General features: G+C 36.4%; 15 protein-coding genes. 4 read left to right on the forward strand and 11 right to left on the reverse strand.

Annotated elements, in window-relative coordinates:
- Positions 1-87: 87 nt before the first annotated feature.
- From leuD to pruA, 10 genes are all read right to left on the reverse strand, one after another.
- Positions 88-693, reverse strand: a complete 606-nt coding sequence (gene leuD / locus FA045_RS15985; RefSeq protein ID WP_136878088.1) for a 3-isopropylmalate dehydratase small subunit — start codon at positions 691-693, stop codon at positions 88-90.
- Between the two features lie 132 nt (positions 694-825).
- Positions 826-1,587, reverse strand: a complete 762-nt coding sequence (locus tag FA045_RS15990; protein ID WP_136878089.1) for a class I SAM-dependent methyltransferase — start codon at positions 1,585-1,587, stop codon at positions 826-828.
- A gap of 289 nt (positions 1,588-1,876) precedes the next feature.
- A complete protein-coding gene (gene leuC, locus FA045_RS15995; protein WP_136878090.1) occupies positions 1,877-3,289 on the reverse strand; it encodes a 3-isopropylmalate dehydratase large subunit in 1,413 nt (470 codons plus the stop codon).
- 148 nt (positions 3,290-3,437) lie between these two features.
- Positions 3,438-4,919 (reverse strand): ketol-acid reductoisomerase, encoded by a 1,482-nt coding sequence (ilvC, locus tag FA045_RS16000; RefSeq protein WP_136878091.1) that lies wholly within the window; start codon positions 4,917-4,919, stop codon positions 3,438-3,440.
- Between the two features lie 400 nt (positions 4,920-5,319).
- Complete coding sequence (gene ilvN, locus FA045_RS16005; protein ID WP_136878092.1) at positions 5,320-5,958, reverse strand: acetolactate synthase small subunit; 639 nt, start codon at positions 5,956-5,958, stop codon at positions 5,320-5,322.
- A 36-nt stretch (positions 5,959-5,994) separates the two neighbouring features.
- Positions 5,995-7,752: a biosynthetic-type acetolactate synthase large subunit gene (ilvB, locus tag FA045_RS16010; RefSeq protein WP_136878093.1), complete on the reverse strand. Its 1,758-nt coding sequence runs from the start codon at positions 7,750-7,752 to the stop codon at positions 5,995-5,997.
- 21 nt (positions 7,753-7,773) lie between these two features.
- Complete coding sequence (locus FA045_RS16015) at positions 7,774-8,343, reverse strand: ORF6N domain-containing protein (RefSeq protein WP_136878094.1); 570 nt, start codon at positions 8,341-8,343, stop codon at positions 7,774-7,776.
- Between the two features lie 82 nt (positions 8,344-8,425).
- Positions 8,426-10,108, reverse strand: coding sequence for a dihydroxy-acid dehydratase (gene ilvD, locus FA045_RS16020; RefSeq protein ID WP_136878095.1), 1,683 nt, complete (start codon positions 10,106-10,108; stop codon positions 8,426-8,428).
- Between the two features lie 120 nt (positions 10,109-10,228).
- Positions 10,229-11,119 carry a branched-chain amino acid transaminase gene (locus FA045_RS16025; RefSeq protein WP_136878096.1) on the reverse strand — a complete coding sequence of 297 codons (891 nt, stop codon included), beginning with the start codon at positions 11,117-11,119 and terminating at the stop codon, positions 10,229-10,231.
- A gap of 838 nt (positions 11,120-11,957) precedes the next feature.
- Positions 11,958-13,589 (reverse strand): L-glutamate gamma-semialdehyde dehydrogenase, encoded by a 1,632-nt coding sequence (gene pruA, locus FA045_RS16030; RefSeq protein WP_136878097.1) that lies wholly within the window; start codon positions 13,587-13,589, stop codon positions 11,958-11,960.
- A gap of 117 nt (positions 13,590-13,706) precedes the next feature.
- Between pruA and FA045_RS16035 the strand changes: the two genes are divergently transcribed.
- Entirely contained in the window at positions 13,707-13,943 is a 237-nt protein-coding gene (locus tag FA045_RS16035; protein ID WP_136878098.1) for a hypothetical protein, read from the forward strand.
- A 295-nt stretch (positions 13,944-14,238) separates the two neighbouring features.
- Here the strand turns inward: FA045_RS16035 and FA045_RS16040 are convergent, their stop codons facing one another.
- Positions 14,239-15,378 (reverse strand): sterol desaturase family protein, encoded by a 1,140-nt coding sequence (locus FA045_RS16040; RefSeq protein WP_136878099.1) that lies wholly within the window; start codon positions 15,376-15,378, stop codon positions 14,239-14,241.
- 182 nt (positions 15,379-15,560) lie between these two features.
- Here FA045_RS16040 and lpxK point away from each other — a divergent pair, with 182 nt between their 5' ends.
- The 3 genes from lpxK to FA045_RS16055 are packed head-to-tail and all read left to right on the forward strand — an operon-like array spanning position 15,561 to position 19,391.
- Positions 15,561-16,613, forward strand: a complete 1,053-nt coding sequence (gene lpxK, locus FA045_RS16045; protein WP_136878100.1) for a tetraacyldisaccharide 4'-kinase — start codon at positions 15,561-15,563, stop codon at positions 16,611-16,613.
- Positions 16,585-17,400 (forward strand): purine-nucleoside phosphorylase, encoded by an 816-nt coding sequence (locus tag FA045_RS16050; protein ID WP_136878101.1) that lies wholly within the window; start codon positions 16,585-16,587, stop codon positions 17,398-17,400. Before lpxK ends, FA045_RS16050 begins: the two co-directional genes overlap by 29 nt.
- Positions 17,400-19,391, forward strand: a complete 1,992-nt coding sequence (locus tag FA045_RS16055; RefSeq protein ID WP_136878102.1) for a putative porin — start codon at positions 17,400-17,402, stop codon at positions 19,389-19,391. The genes FA045_RS16050 and FA045_RS16055 overlap by 1 nt, the downstream gene beginning before the upstream one ends.
- Positions 19,392-19,528 lie beyond the last annotated feature (137 nt).

Raw genomic sequence — 19,528 nt, forward strand, 5'->3', positions numbered from 1 at the left:
GGGTTGAATAACCTAGCGATAGTTGTAGGATTGCTTCGTGCCTCGCAATGACTGGTGGGTTAGCTTTGGTATTTAAGCTTTGGTCTTTCAGCTTTTCTCAAATTCTTCAACCAATTCCTTTTGCGCTAAAATAAAATCGATATCATCATAACCATTTATTAAACAAGATTTTTTGTAAGCATTGATTTCAAAACTTTCAGCCCCACCTAAATCCTCCCCAGAAGGGAGGACTTGCCCCTCAATTTTGATAGTTTGATTTTCTAAATCAATTGTAATTTGTGTATTGTGGTCTTTTGCCACTGCTTCGAACATTTTAAACAAAAATTCATCACTTACTTGAACTGGTAAAAGTCCGTTGTTTAAGGCATTACCTTTAAAAATATCAGCAAAAAAACTACTTACTACGGCATCAAAACCAGCATCTTGTATAGCCCAAGCGGCGTGTTCTCTGCTACTGCCACAACCAAAGTTTTTACCAGCCAAAAGAATTTTTCCGCTATAAGTTTTATCATTTAAAACAAAATCTGGTTTTGGTTGGCGGTCTGCGTCATAACGCCAATCGCAAAATAAATTTTCGCCAAAACCCTCTCTTGTGGTTGCTTTTAAAAACCTAGCCGGAATAATCTGGTCTGTATCTATGTTTTCTATATTTAACGGCACAACAGCCGATGTTAATTTTGTGAATTTTTTCATTTCAAATAGTATCAAGTAGCGAGTATCAAGTATCAAGACTTGTATTCACGTTATTTTTGTACACTTTATTCTTTGGTCTTTCAGCTTTGGTCTTTCAGCTTTTCAAACCTTCCACCTTCAAACCTCAGCCTTCTATCTTTTATAGGCTTTAATTCTTAATCTTCTATAATCTGCGGTCCATTCGCCATTTCTTAAATAATTTGGTTTCAATATTTCTATAGCCAAACTTTTAATTGCCTCAGCTTCGTCTGCTGATAAGTTTTTAAAGACATGGGTTGCAAATTGATTGATCCATTTTAGCATCCCATCTTCGCCTATTAATTTTGTAGGTCTGTCGAATAACCAAGCTTGTTCAACTTCAAAACCTTGTTTTTCTAACAATGTGGTATATGTAGCCGCAGAAGGGAAAAACCAAAAATTAGTAGTTAATTTTTCTAGTAAACCTAAATTTTTAGCCGAAACTGTTAAAGCATCAGTAATGCTTTTTACATTTCCTTTTCCACCAAATTCAGCCACTAATCTTCCGTTAGGTTTTAAGCTATTGTAAACTCCTTTAAGTAAGGCTTCTTGGTCTTCAATCCAATGGAAAGTCGCATTGCTAAAAATTGCATCAAATAATTCTTTGTAAGGCAATTTTGTAGCATCAACCACTTCAAAACCTACGTTAAGGTAATTTGCTTTTGCTTCGGCAATCATTTCTGCCGATGCATCAACACCAAAAACTTCAGCGCCACTTTCTACAATTTGTGCAGCTAACTGTCCCGTACCACAGCCTAGATCTAAAATATCTTCGCCGGGTTTTGGAGCAAGCCATTGCACTACATCCATACCATAAGCAGATACAAAATGATGTTGTTTATCGTATAATTTACTATCCCAAAGTATTTCTGGCATTTCGTTTTTTTTTACTTTTTCACCACTTAAGAAACCAAAGGGCACCTAAGTTTTTGTTTTTTATTGTTTCTGCTTTTAAAACCACCCCGTCCCGATGAAAAATCGGTCCACCCCTCAAGAGGGGAATTGCAGGGCGCTTATTGTTGGTCGCTTTGGTCTTTGTTCCTTGGTTGGTGTCCTCACCAACCATTTGTTAATTCCTAGCACTTTAAGATTGCTTTCCCGAACAATCGGGACAGGCTGTACCTCGCAATGACGAATTACTAATGTGTTTACAATCTTTGTTCTTTTATCCTTGTTCCTCTAACAAGAACTCCCTCACATCTGTAATTTTTCCAGTTACCGCTGCTGCCGCCGCCGTTAACGGACTAGCCAACAAAGTCCTAGCATTTTGTCCTTGCCTGCCTTCGAAATTTCTGTTAGATGTAGAAACACAATACTTCCCTGCCGGGATTTTATCTTCATTCATCCCTAAACAAGCACTGCAACCAGGTTCACGTAATTGGAAACCAGCAGCTTCAAATATAATATCTAAGCCTTCATTTATGGCTTGTTGTTCAACTTGTTTAGATCCCGGAACTATCCAAGCAATTACGCTATCCGCTTTGCGTTTACCTTTAACAAAATCAGCTACTTCACGTAAATCTTCGATGCGGGAATTGGTACAACTTCCGATGAAAACGTAATCAACTGGCTTGCCGATTAACGATGCATCATCATCAAAACCCATATAATCCAATGCTTTTTGATAAGACAGTTGCTCTTTCTCTGGTTGCGCATTGGTAGCTGGAATGTTCTCTTGAATACCCATTCCCATACCCGGATTGGTTCCATAGGTAATCATTGGCGCAATTGCAGCCGCATCGAAAGTTAAAACGCTATCAAATTTTGCATCCACATCGCTGTATAGAGTTTTCCAATAAGCTAATGCTTTATCCCATTCGGCACCTGCTGGAGCAAATTCTCTTCCTTTAATGTAATCGAAAGTAGTCTGATCTGGAGCAATTAATCCGCCTCTGGCACCCATTTCAATGCTCATATTACAAATCGTCATACGGGCTTCCATACTTAAAGCCTCAATTGCCGAACCTGCATATTCAATAAAATAGCCTGTTCCGCCAGCGGCAGAAATCTGTGCAATAATGTATAAAATGATATCTTTTGCACCAACGCCTTTTCCTAACTCGCCGTTTACCTCAATTTTCATTGTTTTAGGTTTCTGTTGCAATAAACATTGCGTTGCAAAAACCTGCTCAACTTGAGAAGTGCCAATACCAAACGCAATTGCACCAAAAGCACCGTGAGTAGAGGTGTGGCTATCACCACAAACCATTGTTTTTCCCGGTAGGGTAATACCTAGTTCTGGGCCTATTACGTGAACAATCCCTTGAAAAGGATGTCCCAAGCCGTAAAGCTCAATCCCAAACTCTGCACAGTTTTTAGTCAACATATCTACCTGATAACGAGAAAGTTCTTCTTTAATCGGCTGTAACTGATTTAAAGTTGGTACGTTATGATCGGCAGTTGCCACCGTTTGTTTCGGTCGAAAAACAGGTAATCCTCTTTTGCGCATACCATCAAAGGCTTGCGGAGAAGTTACCTCGTGTATTAAGTGTGTATCAATGTATAAAATATCAGGAAATCCCTCTTCGCTTTTTACAACGTGAGCATCCCAAATTTTTTCTACTAATGTCCTCCCCATCCCATCCTTCCCCAAAGGGGAAGGGCTTGCGTGGCTTTCCGTTGATTGTGTTAACATTTTACCCCCCTATCCCCCTAAAGGGGGAATTTAAAGTTTATAATTATATTCTTTTCCGTCCAAAAGCCCCCTTTGGTGGTTTGGGGGATTTTTATGCTGTCTTAATCGCCTTCATTGCAGTCATCGCCTTGCGCAAAGTGGCACCAATTTGTTCAACTTGGTGTGTACGGATGGCTTCATTAACAGCAATCAAAGTTCTATTGTCAACTCCACCATCTTTACCTTCATTAAAGTTTTTACCCACTAAATCGGTGTCCACTTTTTTCATAAAATCAGCCAATAAAGGTTTACAAGCCTGATCAAATAAGTAACAACCATATTCTGCAGTATCAGAAATAACACGGTTCATTTCGAACAATTTTTTACGAGCAATGGTATTGGCAATTAAAGGAGTTTCGTGCAAGCTTTCGTAGTAAGCACTTTCTGGTTTAATACCAGCTTGTACCATTGTTTCAAAAGCTAACTCAACACCAGCACGTACAAAAGCAACCATTAAAGTGTAATTGTCGAAATACTCTTGCTCACCAATTTTAACATCGCCTGCTGGCGTTTTTTCGAAAGCAGTTTCGCCAGTTTCAGCTCTCCACGCTAATAGGTTTTTATCGCCATTAGCCCAATCTTCCATCATAATACGACTAAATTCGCCACTCATAATATCATCTTGGTGTTTTTGGAACAACGGACGCATAATATCTTTTAACTCTTCCGAAATTTCGAAAGCTTTGATTTTAGCAACATTACTTAAACGGTCCATCATTGCCGTAATTCCACCTTGTTTTAAGGCTTCGGTAATTACCTCAACACCATACTGAACCAATTTAGAGGCATAACCAGCATCAATCCCTTTTTCTACCATTTTATCGAAAGATAGGATAGAACCAGTTTGCAATAAACCACAAAGAATGGTTTGCTCGCCCATTAAATCAGATTTTACCTCGGCAACAAAAGAAGATTTTAATACACCAGCTTTGTGGCCGCCTGTACCAACTGCATAAGCTTTTGCCTGTGCCAACCCTTTTCCTTGTGGGTCATTTTCTGGGTGTACAGCAATTAAAGTTGGCACACCAAAACCTCTCACATATTCAGCTCTAACTTCGCTGCCCGGACATTTCGGCGCAACCATAATTACCGTTAAATCTTTACGAATTTGCGTACCTTCTTCTACAATGTTAAAACCGTGCGAGTAAGATAAAGTAGCTCCCTCTTTCATTAAAGGCATAATCGCACTAACTACAGCAGTATGTTGTTTATCTGGCGTTAAATTAATTACCACATCAGCAGTCGGAATTAATTCTTCATAAGTACCAACTTTGAAATTGTTTTCAGTCGCATTTTTCCAGCTATCTCTTTTGCCTTCAATTGCTTCAGCACGCAAAGTGTAGCTTACATCTAAACCACTATCTCTTAAGTTTAAACCTTGGTTTAAGCCCTGTGCGCCACAACCTACAATCACTAATTTTTTGCCTTTTAATGCGTTTACGCCGTCCAAAAATTCAGAACTGTCCATAAAGTCGCAAACACCTAATTGGTTTAATTTTTCTCTTAGAGGTAATGTGTTAAAATAATTTGCCATTGTTTTTTTATGTTATTTTGGTTGATTGATTTTCTATTTTTTCTTTTCGTTTGTCATCCTGATGTGTGCCGATTTTACATCGGTAGCTTGTCGAAGGATCTCTTTATTTTATTTTTATTCTTTGGTGTTTCTGCTTTAGTCTTTCAGCTTTCTCTTTTTAGAAAATGAGTGTCAGTAGTTCTTCGCTTTTTCAGTCCTGCTATTCGTTTCAAATTTTTTGGGCTTCGACTACGCTCAGCCTGACAAAAAAATTTTTCACTGCTATCAGGTTTAAATAACTGAGGTCTGTAGTTCTTAGGAAATCCTCCCCCTGACCCCCTCCAAAGGGGGACACCCCTCATAGTTTTTAAAGCATCTTCAAAAACCTTCCGCCTTCTACCTTCCAGCCCTCTACCTTATTTTACATTGTAAATATCTTATCTCCTTTTTCTAAAAACTCATTTTCTACTAGTTCATCTCCAGGTTCAAAAGCTTCAAACTCTTTTAGCTTATCGTGGAAACTAGCACTATCTTTAATAATTGCAACCCTTGCCGAACGTACAAATTCAATTAATTCATAAGGCTCTAGCGCTTTTACTAAAGCGTCGGTTTCTTCTCTGTGGCCAGTTACCGCAAAAACTGTATAATCTTTACGGATGACCACAGCACTTGCACCATATTGTCTGAGCAATCTTTCTACCGTTACTTTTTCTGTAATTTCTTCAGTTGGTACTTTGTAAAGTGCCAATTCTTGCCAAATAATCTCATCGTTGGTATTAAAATAAACTTTCAAAACTTCAACCTGTTTTTCAATTTGTCGAGCCAATTTCCGTACAACTTCATAACTTTCTGTAATTACAATGTTGAAACGATGTATGCCTTCAATTTCAGAAGGAGAAGTGTTTAAACTTTCGATATTGATCTTCCTTTTAGAGAAAATAATAGCAATACGGTTAAGCAAACCAATGCGGTTTTCTGCATAAACGATAATGTTGTATTCTTGCTTGCCCTCGTAATCGGCTTTCGCTGGCTGGTATTTTATAGTATCTTCAGTATTCATAATCAATTATATTACTCCCCTTTAGGGGTTGGGGGGTTATTTCAATCTAATTTCACTTACGCTACATCCCTGTGGCACCATCGGAAAAACGTTGTTTTCTCTGCCAACCATCACTTCCAATAGATATGAGCCTTCATGGTTAATCATCGTTTCTAAAGCTGTTCTCAGGTTTGCTCGTTCATTAACCATTTGTCCTTCTATATAATAAGCTTTAGCCAAAGCCACAAAATCAGGACTGGTAATGTTTACAAAAGAGTAGCGCTTTTCATGAAATAATTGTTGCCATTGGCGAACCATACCTAAGAAACGGTTGTTTAAAATCAAGATTTTTACGGCTGCTCCAAATTGCATAATGGTGCCTAATTCTTGTGGTGTCATTTGGAAACCGCCATCGCCAATAATGGCAATAACAGTTTTATTTGGAGCACCATATTTAGCGCCTATTGCTGCTGGTAAACCAAACCCCATCGTTCCTAATCCTCCAGAAGTTACATTGCTACGGGTGTTGTTAAATTTGGCATATCGGCAAGCTACCATTTGGTGCTGACCAACATCGGTTACAATAATCGCATCGCCATCACAAATTTCGTTGATGTTGCGTAATACTTCGCCCATGGTCATTTCATCACCATCTGGGTAAAGCTCTGGCGTTATTACCTGATCAATTTCTTGTTGATTGTAATCTCTAAATTTCGCTAACCAATCTTCATGTTTATTTTCATTAACCAAATTGGTTAATAAGGGTAGCGTTTCTTTACAATCGCCCCAAACACCCACTTCTGCCTTAACATTTTTATCAATTTCGGCTGGGTCAATATCTAAATGAATAACTTTTGCTTGTTTAGCATATTTATCTAAACGACCAGTTACACGATCATCGAAACGCATACCAATCGCAATCAAAACATCACATTCGTTAGTTAAAACATTTGGCCCATAATTGCCATGCATACCCAACATACCAACATTTAAAGGATGATCGGTAGGAATTGCACCTTCGCCCATAATTGTCCATGCTGCAGGAATGCCAGATTTTTCTATAAAAGCTTTAAATTCAGCTTCAGCACTACCTAAAATTACACCTTGACCAAATAAAACGAATGGTTTTTTTGCTTCATTAATTAAAACTGCTGCTTGCTCAATGTATTCGACCCTAACTTTTGGTTTTGGGCGATAAGAGCGAATATGGTTGCACTTTACATATTCAGGAAACTCTTCAATTTGTAATTGTGCATTTTTTGTAATATCAATTAAAACGGGCCCTGGTCGGCCACTTTTAGCAATGTAAAATGCTTTTGCCAACACTTCAGGTATTTCTTTAGCATCTGTAATTTGATAATTCCATTTGGTAACTGGTGTTGTAATGTTAATTACATCAGTTTCTTGGAAAGCATCAGTGCCTAACAAATGAGCAAAAACTTGTCCGGTGATACAAACTAATGGAGTACTGTCAATTTGTGCATCAGCCAAACCTGTTACTAAGTTGGTAGCTCCGGGTCCGCTGGTAGCAAAACAAACACCAACTTTACCACTGGTACGGGCAAAACCTTGTGCAGCATGTATACCACCTTGCTCATGGCGGACCAAAATATGCGTTAATTTATCTGCATAATCATAAAGCGCATCGTAAATTGGCATAATCGCTCCACCGGGATAACCGAAAATGGTATGTACACCTTCTTCAATTAAGCCATTAAGCAACATTTGCGAACCAGTTCCTTTAAAACCCCCAACCCCTTGAATGGGACTGGATTTAATTTCGTTTTGTTGTATTGTATCTTGCGCAGTTTCCATAATTATATTTTTGTGGTTCTGTTATTCTTTTATTTTAAACCCAATTCGCTCTCTGTCTTTCCATTTCAATTGGGCAATCTTTTCATCTAGCATATTGTCCATTGCATCGTAGAGTTCGTTTAGTTGAACATCATGCTCGCCAAGCCGCTCTTTAATTTCTAAGAGCTGCTCGTTTAAGTTATTTTGTTTGAGCAAGATTTTTCTTACGTCAACAAAAGCTCTCATTATGGCAATGTTCATATTAATTGCCTTTTCACTTCTTAAAACGCCACTAAGCATGGCTACACCTTGCTCTGTAAAGGCGTAGGGCGTGATGTTTGTATTTCTTTTATTCTGGCTGATGATCACAATTTCTGATAATAGATCAGGTGTTTCTTGGTATGCGGTCACAATTTGTGACCGCATACTTTCCCATTCATTTAAAGAAAGCCTAAACATAAAATCTTCTGGAAAACGCTCTATATTACGTTTTACCGCCTGGTTTAAAACCTTTGTCTCAACCTCATAAAGTATTGCTAAATCGAAATCTAACATTACTCTTTCACCCCGAATTTCGTAAATTCTACTTTGAATACTTTTGATAATTTGCATAGTAATTCATTTTAATATTTAGTTCATAGTCGGGATGACCATTTTTGCCATGGTTCGTGTCCCCACGAACCATAATTATTGCTTATATTTCATCAGTTACACAGCCACTTGCCGCGTCTGAAACCGTTTTAGCATATTTAAATAAAACACCTTTTGTAACTTTAAGTCCAGGCTGTATATGGTTTTTTCTTCGCTCTGCGATAATTTCTTCACTTACTTGTAAGCTGATAACGTTATTTACTGCATCAATTAATATGATATCATCATCTTTTACCAAGCCAATTAACCCGCCTTTGTAAGCTTCTGGTGTAATGTGCCCAACCACAAAACCGTGTGTGCCACCAGAAAAACGACCATCGGTAATTAACGCTATTGACTTGCCTAAACCAGCACCAACAATAAGCGAAGTGGGTTTTAACATTTCTGGCATACCTGGTGCACCCACAGGGCCTTCATTTTTAATTACTACAACATCGCCTGGTTTAATTCTTCCAGAAGAAATTCCCGCAACTAAATCCTTTTCACCATCAAATACACGAGCTGGCCCTTCAAATTTTTCACCTTCTTTACCAGAGATTTTCGCAACCGAACCTTTTTCGGCTAAGTTTCCATAAAGGATCTGTAAATGTCCAGTAGCCTTTAGTGGATCACTTAATTTATGAATGATTTTCTGATCGTAATCCATAATTGATTTAACATTAGCTAAGTTTTCAGCTACTGTTTTACCAGTAACAGTTAAACAATCGCCATGTAATAACCCTTCGTCTAACAAATATTTCATCACCGCTGGGATACCGCCATATTGATGTAAATCTTGCATCAAATATTTACCGCTTGGTTTAAAGTCGGCCAAAACAGGTGTAATATCACTCATGCGTTGAAAATCATCTTGTGTTATTTCTACCCCAATAGCTTTGCCCATTGCAATAAAATGTAAAACTGCATTGGTACTGCCACCTAAAATAATGATTGAGCGAATGGCATTTTCAAATGCTTTCCTCGTCATAATATCAGATGGTTTAATATCTTTTTCTAATAAAATTTTGATGTATTTACCTGCATCCAAACATTCTTGTTTTTTCTCCTCGCTAATCGCTGGGTTAGATGATGAATAAGGCAAACTCATTCCCAAAGCTTCGATAGCCGATGCCATTGTATTTGCGGTGTACATGCCACCACAAGCACCCGCACCCGGACAAGTATGTTTAATGATACCTTGATAATCTTCTTCAGATAAATTACCGCATATTTTTTGTCCTAAAGCTTCAAAAGCCGAAACAATATTTAATTCTTCTCCTTTATAATGTCCTGGAGCAATTGTGCCGCCGTAAACCATAATAGACGGACGGTCTAAACGAGCCATTGCCATTATCGCCCCTGGCATATTTTTGTCGCAACCTGGGATAGAAATTATGCCATCGTAGTATTGACCACCACAAATAGTTTCAATACTATCTGCAATTACATCTCTACTAACTAACGAATAGCGCATGCCATCTGTACCATTGCTCATGCCATCACTAACGCCAATGGTATTAAAAACCAAACCCACTAAATCATTTTTCCAAACACCAGCTTTAACATCTTTTGCTAAATCGTTAAGATGCATGTTGCAAGTATTGCCATCGTAACCCATACTGGCAATGCCTACTTGCGCTTTAGCCATATCGGCATCGGTTAAACCAATTCCGTAAAGCATAGCTTGCGCTGCAGGTTGTGTAGGGTCTTGTGTAAATGTTTTACTGTATTTATTAATTTCGTTCATGTTTTATGGTTGGAAGGTTGTAATGTTTAAAGGTTGTAATGTTATGTTCGCTGTTTTGATGCTTGATACTCGCTACTTGCTGCTATTGTCTCAAATCTCACATCTAACTTCTCACGTCTCTTAGATAATCACTTCATAATTCACTTTCTCTAGCACTAAATTTTTATAAGCTCTTTGGATCACATAACCGATACTATCACTCCAGCGTTGTCTGTAAACAGTATCATCAATAGTATGTATCCCAATCACTTCGGCAGCAGTACCACAAAAGAATGCGCTATCTGCATTTTTTAATTCTTCCACATTAATTTGTTTTTCAATTACTTCTACATCTAGCATTTTACAAAGTTCAATTACAGTTGCTCTAGTAATACCTGCTAAAATATTACCTAACGAGGGAGTATATAATTTGCCGCCTTTTTCGATAAATATATTTGCACCAGATCCTTCTGCTACATTTTCATTCATATCTAAAAGTAAAGCTTCGTCAAACCCTCTTTTTTTAGCATCGGTTGTAGCTAGAATTGAGTTTACATAATGGCCACTTATTTTTGCTTCAACAAAAGTTGATTTTGGATTTGGGCGTTGAAAAGGAGAGATGCAAACTTTCAATTGTTTATCACCCAAATAAGCTCCCCATTCCCAAGCGCATATCATAATATTTACTTTTTCTGGCGCAACTAAGGTCATTTGTGGTTCGCTGTAAACAATTGGGCGGATGTAAGCATCTTTTAAGTTGTTCTTTTCTAACAAACGATAGGTTTTTTTAATCAAATCCTTATTATCCCATGGATAAGGAATACCAACCAATTCGCAAGATTTTTTTAAGCGCTCAAAATGTTCCTTTATTTTAAAAATACGGGTTGCATTATGAGTTTTATAAGCCCTAATACCTTCAAACGCGGCTAAACCATAATGTAGAGATTGTCCGTACAAATCCGTTTTTGCTTCGGTTGCCTTTACAAAAGCACCGTTTAAATAAATTATCGTGTTCGAATTATAGTATTGCATTTCAATTTGTTTATTTAAAAAAAGCGTCCCGTTTGTATCGGGACGCTTTAGGTAGGTTGAGTATTAATTCATTTTATAGCGACCCTTGCTGCTTACCAAGTAGCAGAATAATGTTAGCAATAAGAATGACTAATAAAGTTGGTGCTAAAACCACTCTATTAGTGCTATCTAAACTAAAATTATTTGGGTTGTACATTGTCATTGTTTTATAAAAACCAATTTAGTTTTTAGTTCATAAACAACCAAGAGATATCTTAAAATAAATTAAAAAATATTATATTCTGAATTTTAAGCTTAATCAAAATATAATATTGATTAAGTTGGTTATTTCGATTTAAATCATTTAAAGCCGTAGACTAAATGCGAAAACGGTATTCGGTCTGTTTATTATGCTTGCATTGTAATTTGGTGTTTTTCTGCCTAAAATTGCAAAAATCTATAAAAAAATGATCAAGATTATATTTTTTTGAAGCGCAAATTCCTGAAATATTTAAGCGGTCTTTCCGCTTTACGTTTCAAGTTTTTCAATTTGGCTTCGGCACCAGCCACTGGAGGCAAGCCCTCAGCCTTACATTGAAAAAGCTTTTCACTTCAATCTGGGCTATAATTAACGGCTGTGCAGGTAAACCGTTCAAAGTTGCTAAAAATGGAGTGTTCTAAACCTGACATTCGCGAAAATCTCTCAAAACTTTGCCGATGCAATCGGTAATCAAAGTTTTGAGAATTGTAGCATTGGCAGGGCTTGCTTAAATAGGAGTACTGAATGGACTTTTCAAAAAATAGGTATAAAAAAACCGTCCAGGTTAATTCTGAACGGTTCTGTTATTTTTAGTGTTTATTACTCTGCTAAAAAAGGATAACGGTAATCTTTTGGTGGATCAAAGGTTTCTTTAATGGTGCGTGGAGAAACCCAACGTAATAAATTAATCATCGAGCCTGCTTTATCATTGGTACCGCTGCCTCTAGCACCGCCAAATGGCTGCTGCCCTACAACTGCTCCTGTACATTTATCGTTGATATAAAAGTTGCCAGCTGCGTTGCGTAATTTGTGAGTTGCTTTTTCTAAAGCGTATCTGTCTTGACCAATTACAGCGCCTGTTAAAGCGTAAATTGATGTGCTATCTATTATATCTAATGTTTTATCAAAATCTTTATCGTCATAAACAAATATGGTTAAAACAGGGCCAAACAATTCTTCGCACATGGTGGTATATTTTGGGTCATCAACCACTAAAACAGTAGGTTCAATAAAATAACCTTTGCTGTTATCATAATTTCCGCCAGCAATAATTTCTACACCTTTATCTTTTTTGGCAGCATCAATATATTTTGCTAAACTGTTAAAGGATTTTCCATCAATCACAGCATTAATAAAGTTGCTAAAATCTTCGGTACCGCCCATTTTAAATGTAGCTAAATCACGCAGCATCAATTTTTTAATTTCTGGCCAAACACTTTTTGCAATGTAAACTCTACTTGCAGCAGAACATTTTTGACCTTGATATTCGAAAGCCCCACGAATAATTGCTGTGCTAGAAACTTCTGGGTTTGCGGAGCCGTGTATTAAAATGAAATCTTTACCACCAGTTTCGCCAACTATGCGAGGATAGGTTTTGTATTTATGAATGTTGTTGCCAATGGTTTTCCAGATATCTTGAAAAACTCCGGTAGAACCTGTAAAGTGAATGCCTGCAAAATCTGGGTGAGCGAAAATTACATCACCAGCATCAGGGCCAGAAACATAAACCAAGTTAATTACGCCATCAGGTAATCCTGCTTCGCGGAAAATTTGCATTAATACATTGGCAGCATAAATTTGTGTGTTTGCTGGTTTCCAAACTACAACGTTGCCCATCATAGCAGCCGAAGTAGGTAAGTTACCTGCAATTGCCGTGAAATTAAATGGAGTTAAAGCGAATACAAAACCTTCTAATGGGCGTTGTTCTAATCTGTTCCAAGTTCCACGTGGCGATACAGGAGGCTGTTGTTTGTAAATTTCTGTCATGTAGCTTACGTTAAAACGCAAGAAATCTATCAATTCACAGGCTGCATCTATTTCTGCTTGGTAAGCATTTTTGCTTTGCCCAAGCATAGTTGCAGCATTTAATTTATAACGGTACGGACCAGCAATTAAATCGGCAGCTCTTAAAAAAATAGCAGCTCTATGTTCCCAAGCTAAGTTTTCCCAATCTGCTTTTGCAGCTAAAGCAGCATCAATAGCCATAGTTACATGGTTTTTACTTCCTTTGCTGTAATTAGCCAACAAATGTTGATGATCATGTGGAGGAGTTACTTTTCCTTTTTCTTCGGTAAAAACTTCTTCGCCACCAATGTACATTGGAATATCAATCACTTTTGAGCGACCATCAGCCAATGCTTCTTTTAATAATTCGCGTTCTTTGCTACCTGGTGCGTAACCTAAAATAGTTTCGTTAACAGGAGCTGGTACGTTAAAAAATCCTTTAAGCATAAATTAAATTCTTGTTTGTACAAAGATAGTTTTTTTGGGTTTAGACCATCTATTTTTATGTAAGATTTAAGGGATAGAAAACGATGAAGTTGTTGAAATAATTATTAAATTTGTTTTATGAGCATATTGGTTAACACACAAAATGAACAAGAAGAAAAGGTTTTATTAGCTTTTTTAGAAAGTTTGAAGTATGAATATCAAGCTAATGTGGATAACGATGAGCAGATCAGTGGCGTTTTTTTAGATCAATATAATAAAGATATTGATGCTGCTGATGCTGAAATTGAAAACGGTAATTTCGTTAGCCAAAGCGATGTAGAAATGCTTTTTGAGCAAAGGAGAAAATCTATTTAATGGAAATTAAATGGAGTAAGGGAGCGGTTAAACAATTACTTGATATCATTCAATTTTTAGAAGACAATGATTCTATTTTTACGCAGAAAAATTAGAAGTAAAAATTCTGTCAAAGATTAATAATTTGCCTCAAACAGTTTCTCTTTATCAAATTGATAGATTAAAAAAATCAAATGACGGAAGCTTTTTTGCTTTTGAGATTAATAGTTACAGGATTTCTTACCGATTACTAGAAAAAGAAATTAGAATTTTGAGGATTCGCCATGTTTATAGGCGTCCATTTCCTCGATAAATCCTACCTATCACTTCGCTCTTCCATATTCAAATCTGTATCAAACGGACTTTTAGTAAATGGATAAACGGATTGTTTAATAAATCCTTTTGGGTAAGCTGCCTCATGTACTCCGGTTCCGGCAGGCCATTTTTTTCCTGGCAAGTAATAGGTGCCAAAAATCATATCAATAAAAGGAAATATAGACGCAAAGTTATGCCCATAATATTTTGGATCTTCGCAATGGTGCCAATGATGGTATTGTGGTGTAGTAAAAATATATTTAATTGGTCCAAAGTTAATTCGGGTATTTGCATGAATTAAAACCGCATGGATGGCAATAAAAATGATATACACATTAAACACAGTTGATGAAAAACCTAAAATATAAAGCGGAATAAAAGTCATCGCTCTGGTAAAAAAGATATCAATAAAATGTGTTCTGCTGCCCGCAAGCCAATCCATGTTTTGGGTAGAATGATGTATTGAATGAAAACGCCATAAATAAACTCTGGTATGAAAAAAGCGATGCGCCCAGTATTGAAATAGATCTGTACTAAAAAATGCCAAAAATAGCGCAACAATAAATGGCAAACCTTGTATCCAAACATGTAGATTTTCTAAACCTACCCAGCCAAAAAATAAAACTGCTGGTTTTTGAGTAATAATGCCAAAAAACTGGATAAACAAATGGCTGATCACAAAATAAGTTAAATCGGTTCTCCATTCTTCATGAAATTTAGTTTGCGATTTGTTTTTAGGGAAGAATAACTCTAAAGGCACAAAAATGGCAACCATTAATAAAAGGTCTAAAATCATCCAATCTAAACCAAAATGCCAACTGCTTTTAGCCACATCTCTACCGTTTAAAGTTAATGCACCCAAAATAATTGCTACTCCAGTTATGGCTGTTCCAATTAAAGCAAACTTGACTTTTTTACTCAGTATTAGACTTAGCAAGGCGAAAAAGAAAGCTGCAATTACGCCAAAAATCATTAAGCCTTCGGCTATGCTTTTGGTATAAACTTCTCTAAACTCGGGTGTGGTTAACTGCTCTGGGTATCTGAAACAAAATACACTAAGTAAAACCAATACAGATAAAAAGATTGATATGTATCCGCTAATTTTTCCTTCGCCAATTTTTAAACGTTTATTTGGAGACATTTGGTTAAAATTTTTGTTCAATGGTAGTAAAATTTTAGCTTAACTCGATAAACTCAAACTAAATTTAACTAAGCGTTAGAATGATGTTCTTTAAACGCACTAAGTTTTAATTATTCGTTAAATGTGAAGGCTTAAAATCTTAATGTTGTTTGTTAAAATTATCCTTATTTTTGAAGGCTAACATGATTAATTTTTTACGCCTTTTTCTATTCCCTCTAGCTATAATTTATGGTTTTATTATCCTGTTAAGGAATAAACTATATGATTGGGGGATTTTTAAATCTACTAAGTTTGATTTGCCGGTTATTTGTATTGGGAACTTGGTGGTTGGTGGTGCAGGCAAAACACCCACAACAGAATATTTGGTTCGCTTGTTAAGCAATTATAAAGTTGCTATTTTAAGTAGGGGTTATGGTCGTAAAACAAAAGGTTTTTTACTGGCGGATGAAAATGCAACCGCAGAAAGTATTGGTGATGAACCAATGCAGTATTTTAAAAAGTTTAAAAATGTAACAGTGGCAGTTTGCGAAGATCGGGTTTTTGGCATCAATCAATTAAAATCAGGTCATGATGTGATTTTATTAGACGATGCTTATCAACACAGGGCTGTTAAAGCTGGCTTTAATTTGTTATTGTTTGATTATGAAAGTGTTAAAAAAGCTCAGTTTTTAATGCCCATGGGTAATTTAAGGGAACCTTGGCGAAATTACAATAGGGCAGAAGCTGTGTTGGTTACAAAAGCACCATTGCCTTTAAACATGGTTGACCAAATCGCTGTGCGAAAAAAAATTGATACAAGAATTGACCAAAGAATATCATTCTCTTCTATTAAATATGGTAATTTGGTAAACCTACATACTAAGGAGATTAAAGAGCTAACTAATGAAGAGCTTGTGTTTTTATTTACAGGTATTGCCAATCCGAAGCCACTTTTTACTCATTTAAAACAGTTTTCTAATTCAATTGAGCAATTTGAATATCCAGATCATCATAATTTTACTGAGGAAGATATCAATAAGTTAATTATTGCGTTTAACAATCATCCTGCTAAGAAAAAGATAATAATAACAACAGAAAAAGACAGCCAACGTTTATTAGGCAACAAGTTAACAGATTTACTGCTAAATTTGCCGATATACTATTTGCCAATTGAAATTGAATTGGCGCCAAAAGATAAATTTACCTTTGATAAAAATATATTAGACTATGTTGCAAGCGCTAAAAGAATCAGTTGAATACCTTAAGAAAAAAATAGGCAATTTTGAGCCAGAAGTTGGTATTGTTTTAGGTACGGGACTTGGTGGTTTAGTTAAAGAGATCGCAATTGAACATAGTATTATGTATTCAAGCATTCCTAATTTCCCAATCTCTACATTAGAATTTCATTCTGGGAAATTAATTTTTGGTACGCTTAAAGGTAAAAAAGTAGTAGCCATGCAAGGTCGTTTGCATTATTACGAGGGTTACTCGATGCAGCAAATCACTTTTCCGATTAGGGTTTTAAAGGCTTTAGGCATTAAACATTTATTTGTATCTAATGCTGCAGGTTCATTAAATGCTGAGTTTAAAAAGGGCGATTTAATGATTATAAGCGATCATATTAATTTACAGCCCGAAAGCCCGTTGCGTGGTTTAAACGATTCTGAATTAGGGCCTCGTTTTCCCGATATGAGCCAGCCCTACCAAAAAAGTTTAATTGAAGCAGGTTTACAAATAGCAAAATCAGAAAATATTACTTGTCATAAGGGTATTTATGTTGCCGTAACCGGACCAAATTTAGAGACAAAGGCAGAATATAAATATTTACGCATCATAGGCGGTGATGCCGTTGGTATGAGTACAGTGCCAGAAGTTATTGTTGCAAACCATATGGGCTTGCCTGTTTTTGCAATTTCGGTTTTAACAGATGAAGGTTTTCCTGAAGATTTGCAGCCATTTAACTTAGAAGAGATTTTAGCAACTGCTGCCATCGCAGAACCAAAAATGACCAGTATTTTAAGTCAGCTTATTTCAAGTTTATAATGCCAAAACTAATTGTATCCCTTCTTTTGTGTTGCCTGCTTTTTGGCTTAAATAATGCCTTTGCACAAGATTTAAAAACTGATGTAACCAAAAATAAAGAATTAGACTCATTAAGAAAGAAAGAAGAATCTGGATCGGATTCGGTTATTTTTAGTTCAAAATATGTGCGTTATACCACACATAAACTCACAAAAGATAGCATACAAACTTTACCAATTGATACTGGTTTAACAGGTATACAGAATTTTAGCGTAATAGCCCAGCCACGTACACCTACTGCAGGTACAGGTGTTTTGGGTTTAGCTGCAAGACCTTTGCTTTTCGAGCCAGTAAAAACCATTGGGTTTAATGCAGGTTTTCATGCATTAGATTATTATGTGCTAAACCACGAAGATGTTAAATTTTACCGTGCCCGCTCTCCGTATACAAACCTATATTATGTAAATGCTGGCGATAAAGAACAAATTCTTAAACTAACCCATTCGCAAAACATTACTAAAAATTGGAATGTTGGGGCCAATTTTAATCGAATTGGGGCAAATGGAGCATACACACGCCAACGCGGAGATGATTTAAACGCCGCAATTTTTACTTGGTATCAATCGCCAAATAAGCGTTACACTTTATGGCTCGATGGAGTTTTTAATACCATGAAAGCTCAAGAAAATGGATCGCCAGTTAATGATAGTATTTTTAATGCGAATGGAAGCTTACTTGTAGATAAACTTGCAGAACCAGTTCGGTTAAATACTTCCAACCAGCTTTGGCGTAAAAACTCGTGGATGTTGAAACAGAGTTATTTTGTGGGCAGAATTGATAGTACAGGGTTAACCTCGCAACAAAGCATTTTACCTACCAATAAAATTACCTATACTTTAGCTTATACCCGAAACGATTATTCATTTAAAAAGGACGAACCAGATACTTTTAATGTTTTGCCAAGAGGAATTGCGGATACGGTTTTTACCAACGATTCTACCAACGTTAGGCATGTAATGAACGAGTTTGTATATAGTTTTTTCCTGAGGGCAAAAGGCAATTCAATTATAAAAAACGAACTAAAAATAGATGCAGGAATTAGGCACGACTTCTATCAGTATGGCCAATATGGAATTTTAAGAGATACCACTAATTATTACTCCTACGAAACCTCTTTTCAAAACATTACACTTTTAGGTAATTTGGGTTATCGTTTTAGCAATAAAATTGATTTTAATTTAGATTTACAACAGATTTTTCAAGGCGAAAACACAGGCGATTTTTTATACGAAGCTAAAAGTAACCTGTTATTAAGCAAAAGCGTAGGCAGAATAGTGTTAGGGGCATACTTGCAAAACAAATCGCCCGAACAACTTTTTAATCGCTATTACGGCAATCATTACAGGTGGGATAATAGATTTGAAAGAACAAAAACAGCTAATTTATCTTTTAGCTTTTTAAACGATAAATATAATTTGGATGCAACAGCCTCTTACTATTTAATTACCAACCACCTATATTTTGCCGCCGATGGCACAAACAGTATTTTGCCCGCTCAAGAAACTGGCGATATCAGTTTGTTAAAAGTTAGCGTAGGTAAAAAGTTTAATTTTGGCTCGTGGCACATTGATGCTTTTGCTGTTTATCAAAAAACAGATAATGCAAATGTTTTAAGAATACCAGAAGTATATTCTTTTAATAGTGTGTATAAAGATCAAACATTTTTTAAAACCCTTAAAACACAAATAGGTTTCGATGTGAGGTATAATACGCCTTATATGGCTACAGCCTACTCTCCAGCTGCCAGTCAGTTTTACAATATCAACGAAAAATTAGATGCTAAACCCGTTGTAGATGTTTGGGTTAAAGCGGGTTTGCGTAGAGCAAACTTGTTTGTAAAGTACGAGTATTTAAATCAAGGCTTGTTCCAAAACGGTTATTATACAGTTAAACAATACCCAATGCCAGACCGACTTTTGCGTTTTGGTGTAAGTTGGAGTTTTTACGATTAGTAATTTAACTTTTTGAAAAGCAAATTAGTGACAAAATTAAGCTCGCTCGGGCTTTCGTTTCAATCTTTTTGTTTTTGAGCTTTGACAACTTTCTATATATCGTGCTATAAAAGTTGTCAAAGCTTAACAAAAAACAA

The organism is Pedobacter cryotolerans (assembly GCF_005116475.1).
GTDB lineage: Bacteria > Bacteroidota > Bacteroidia > Sphingobacteriales > Sphingobacteriaceae > Pedobacter > Pedobacter cryotolerans.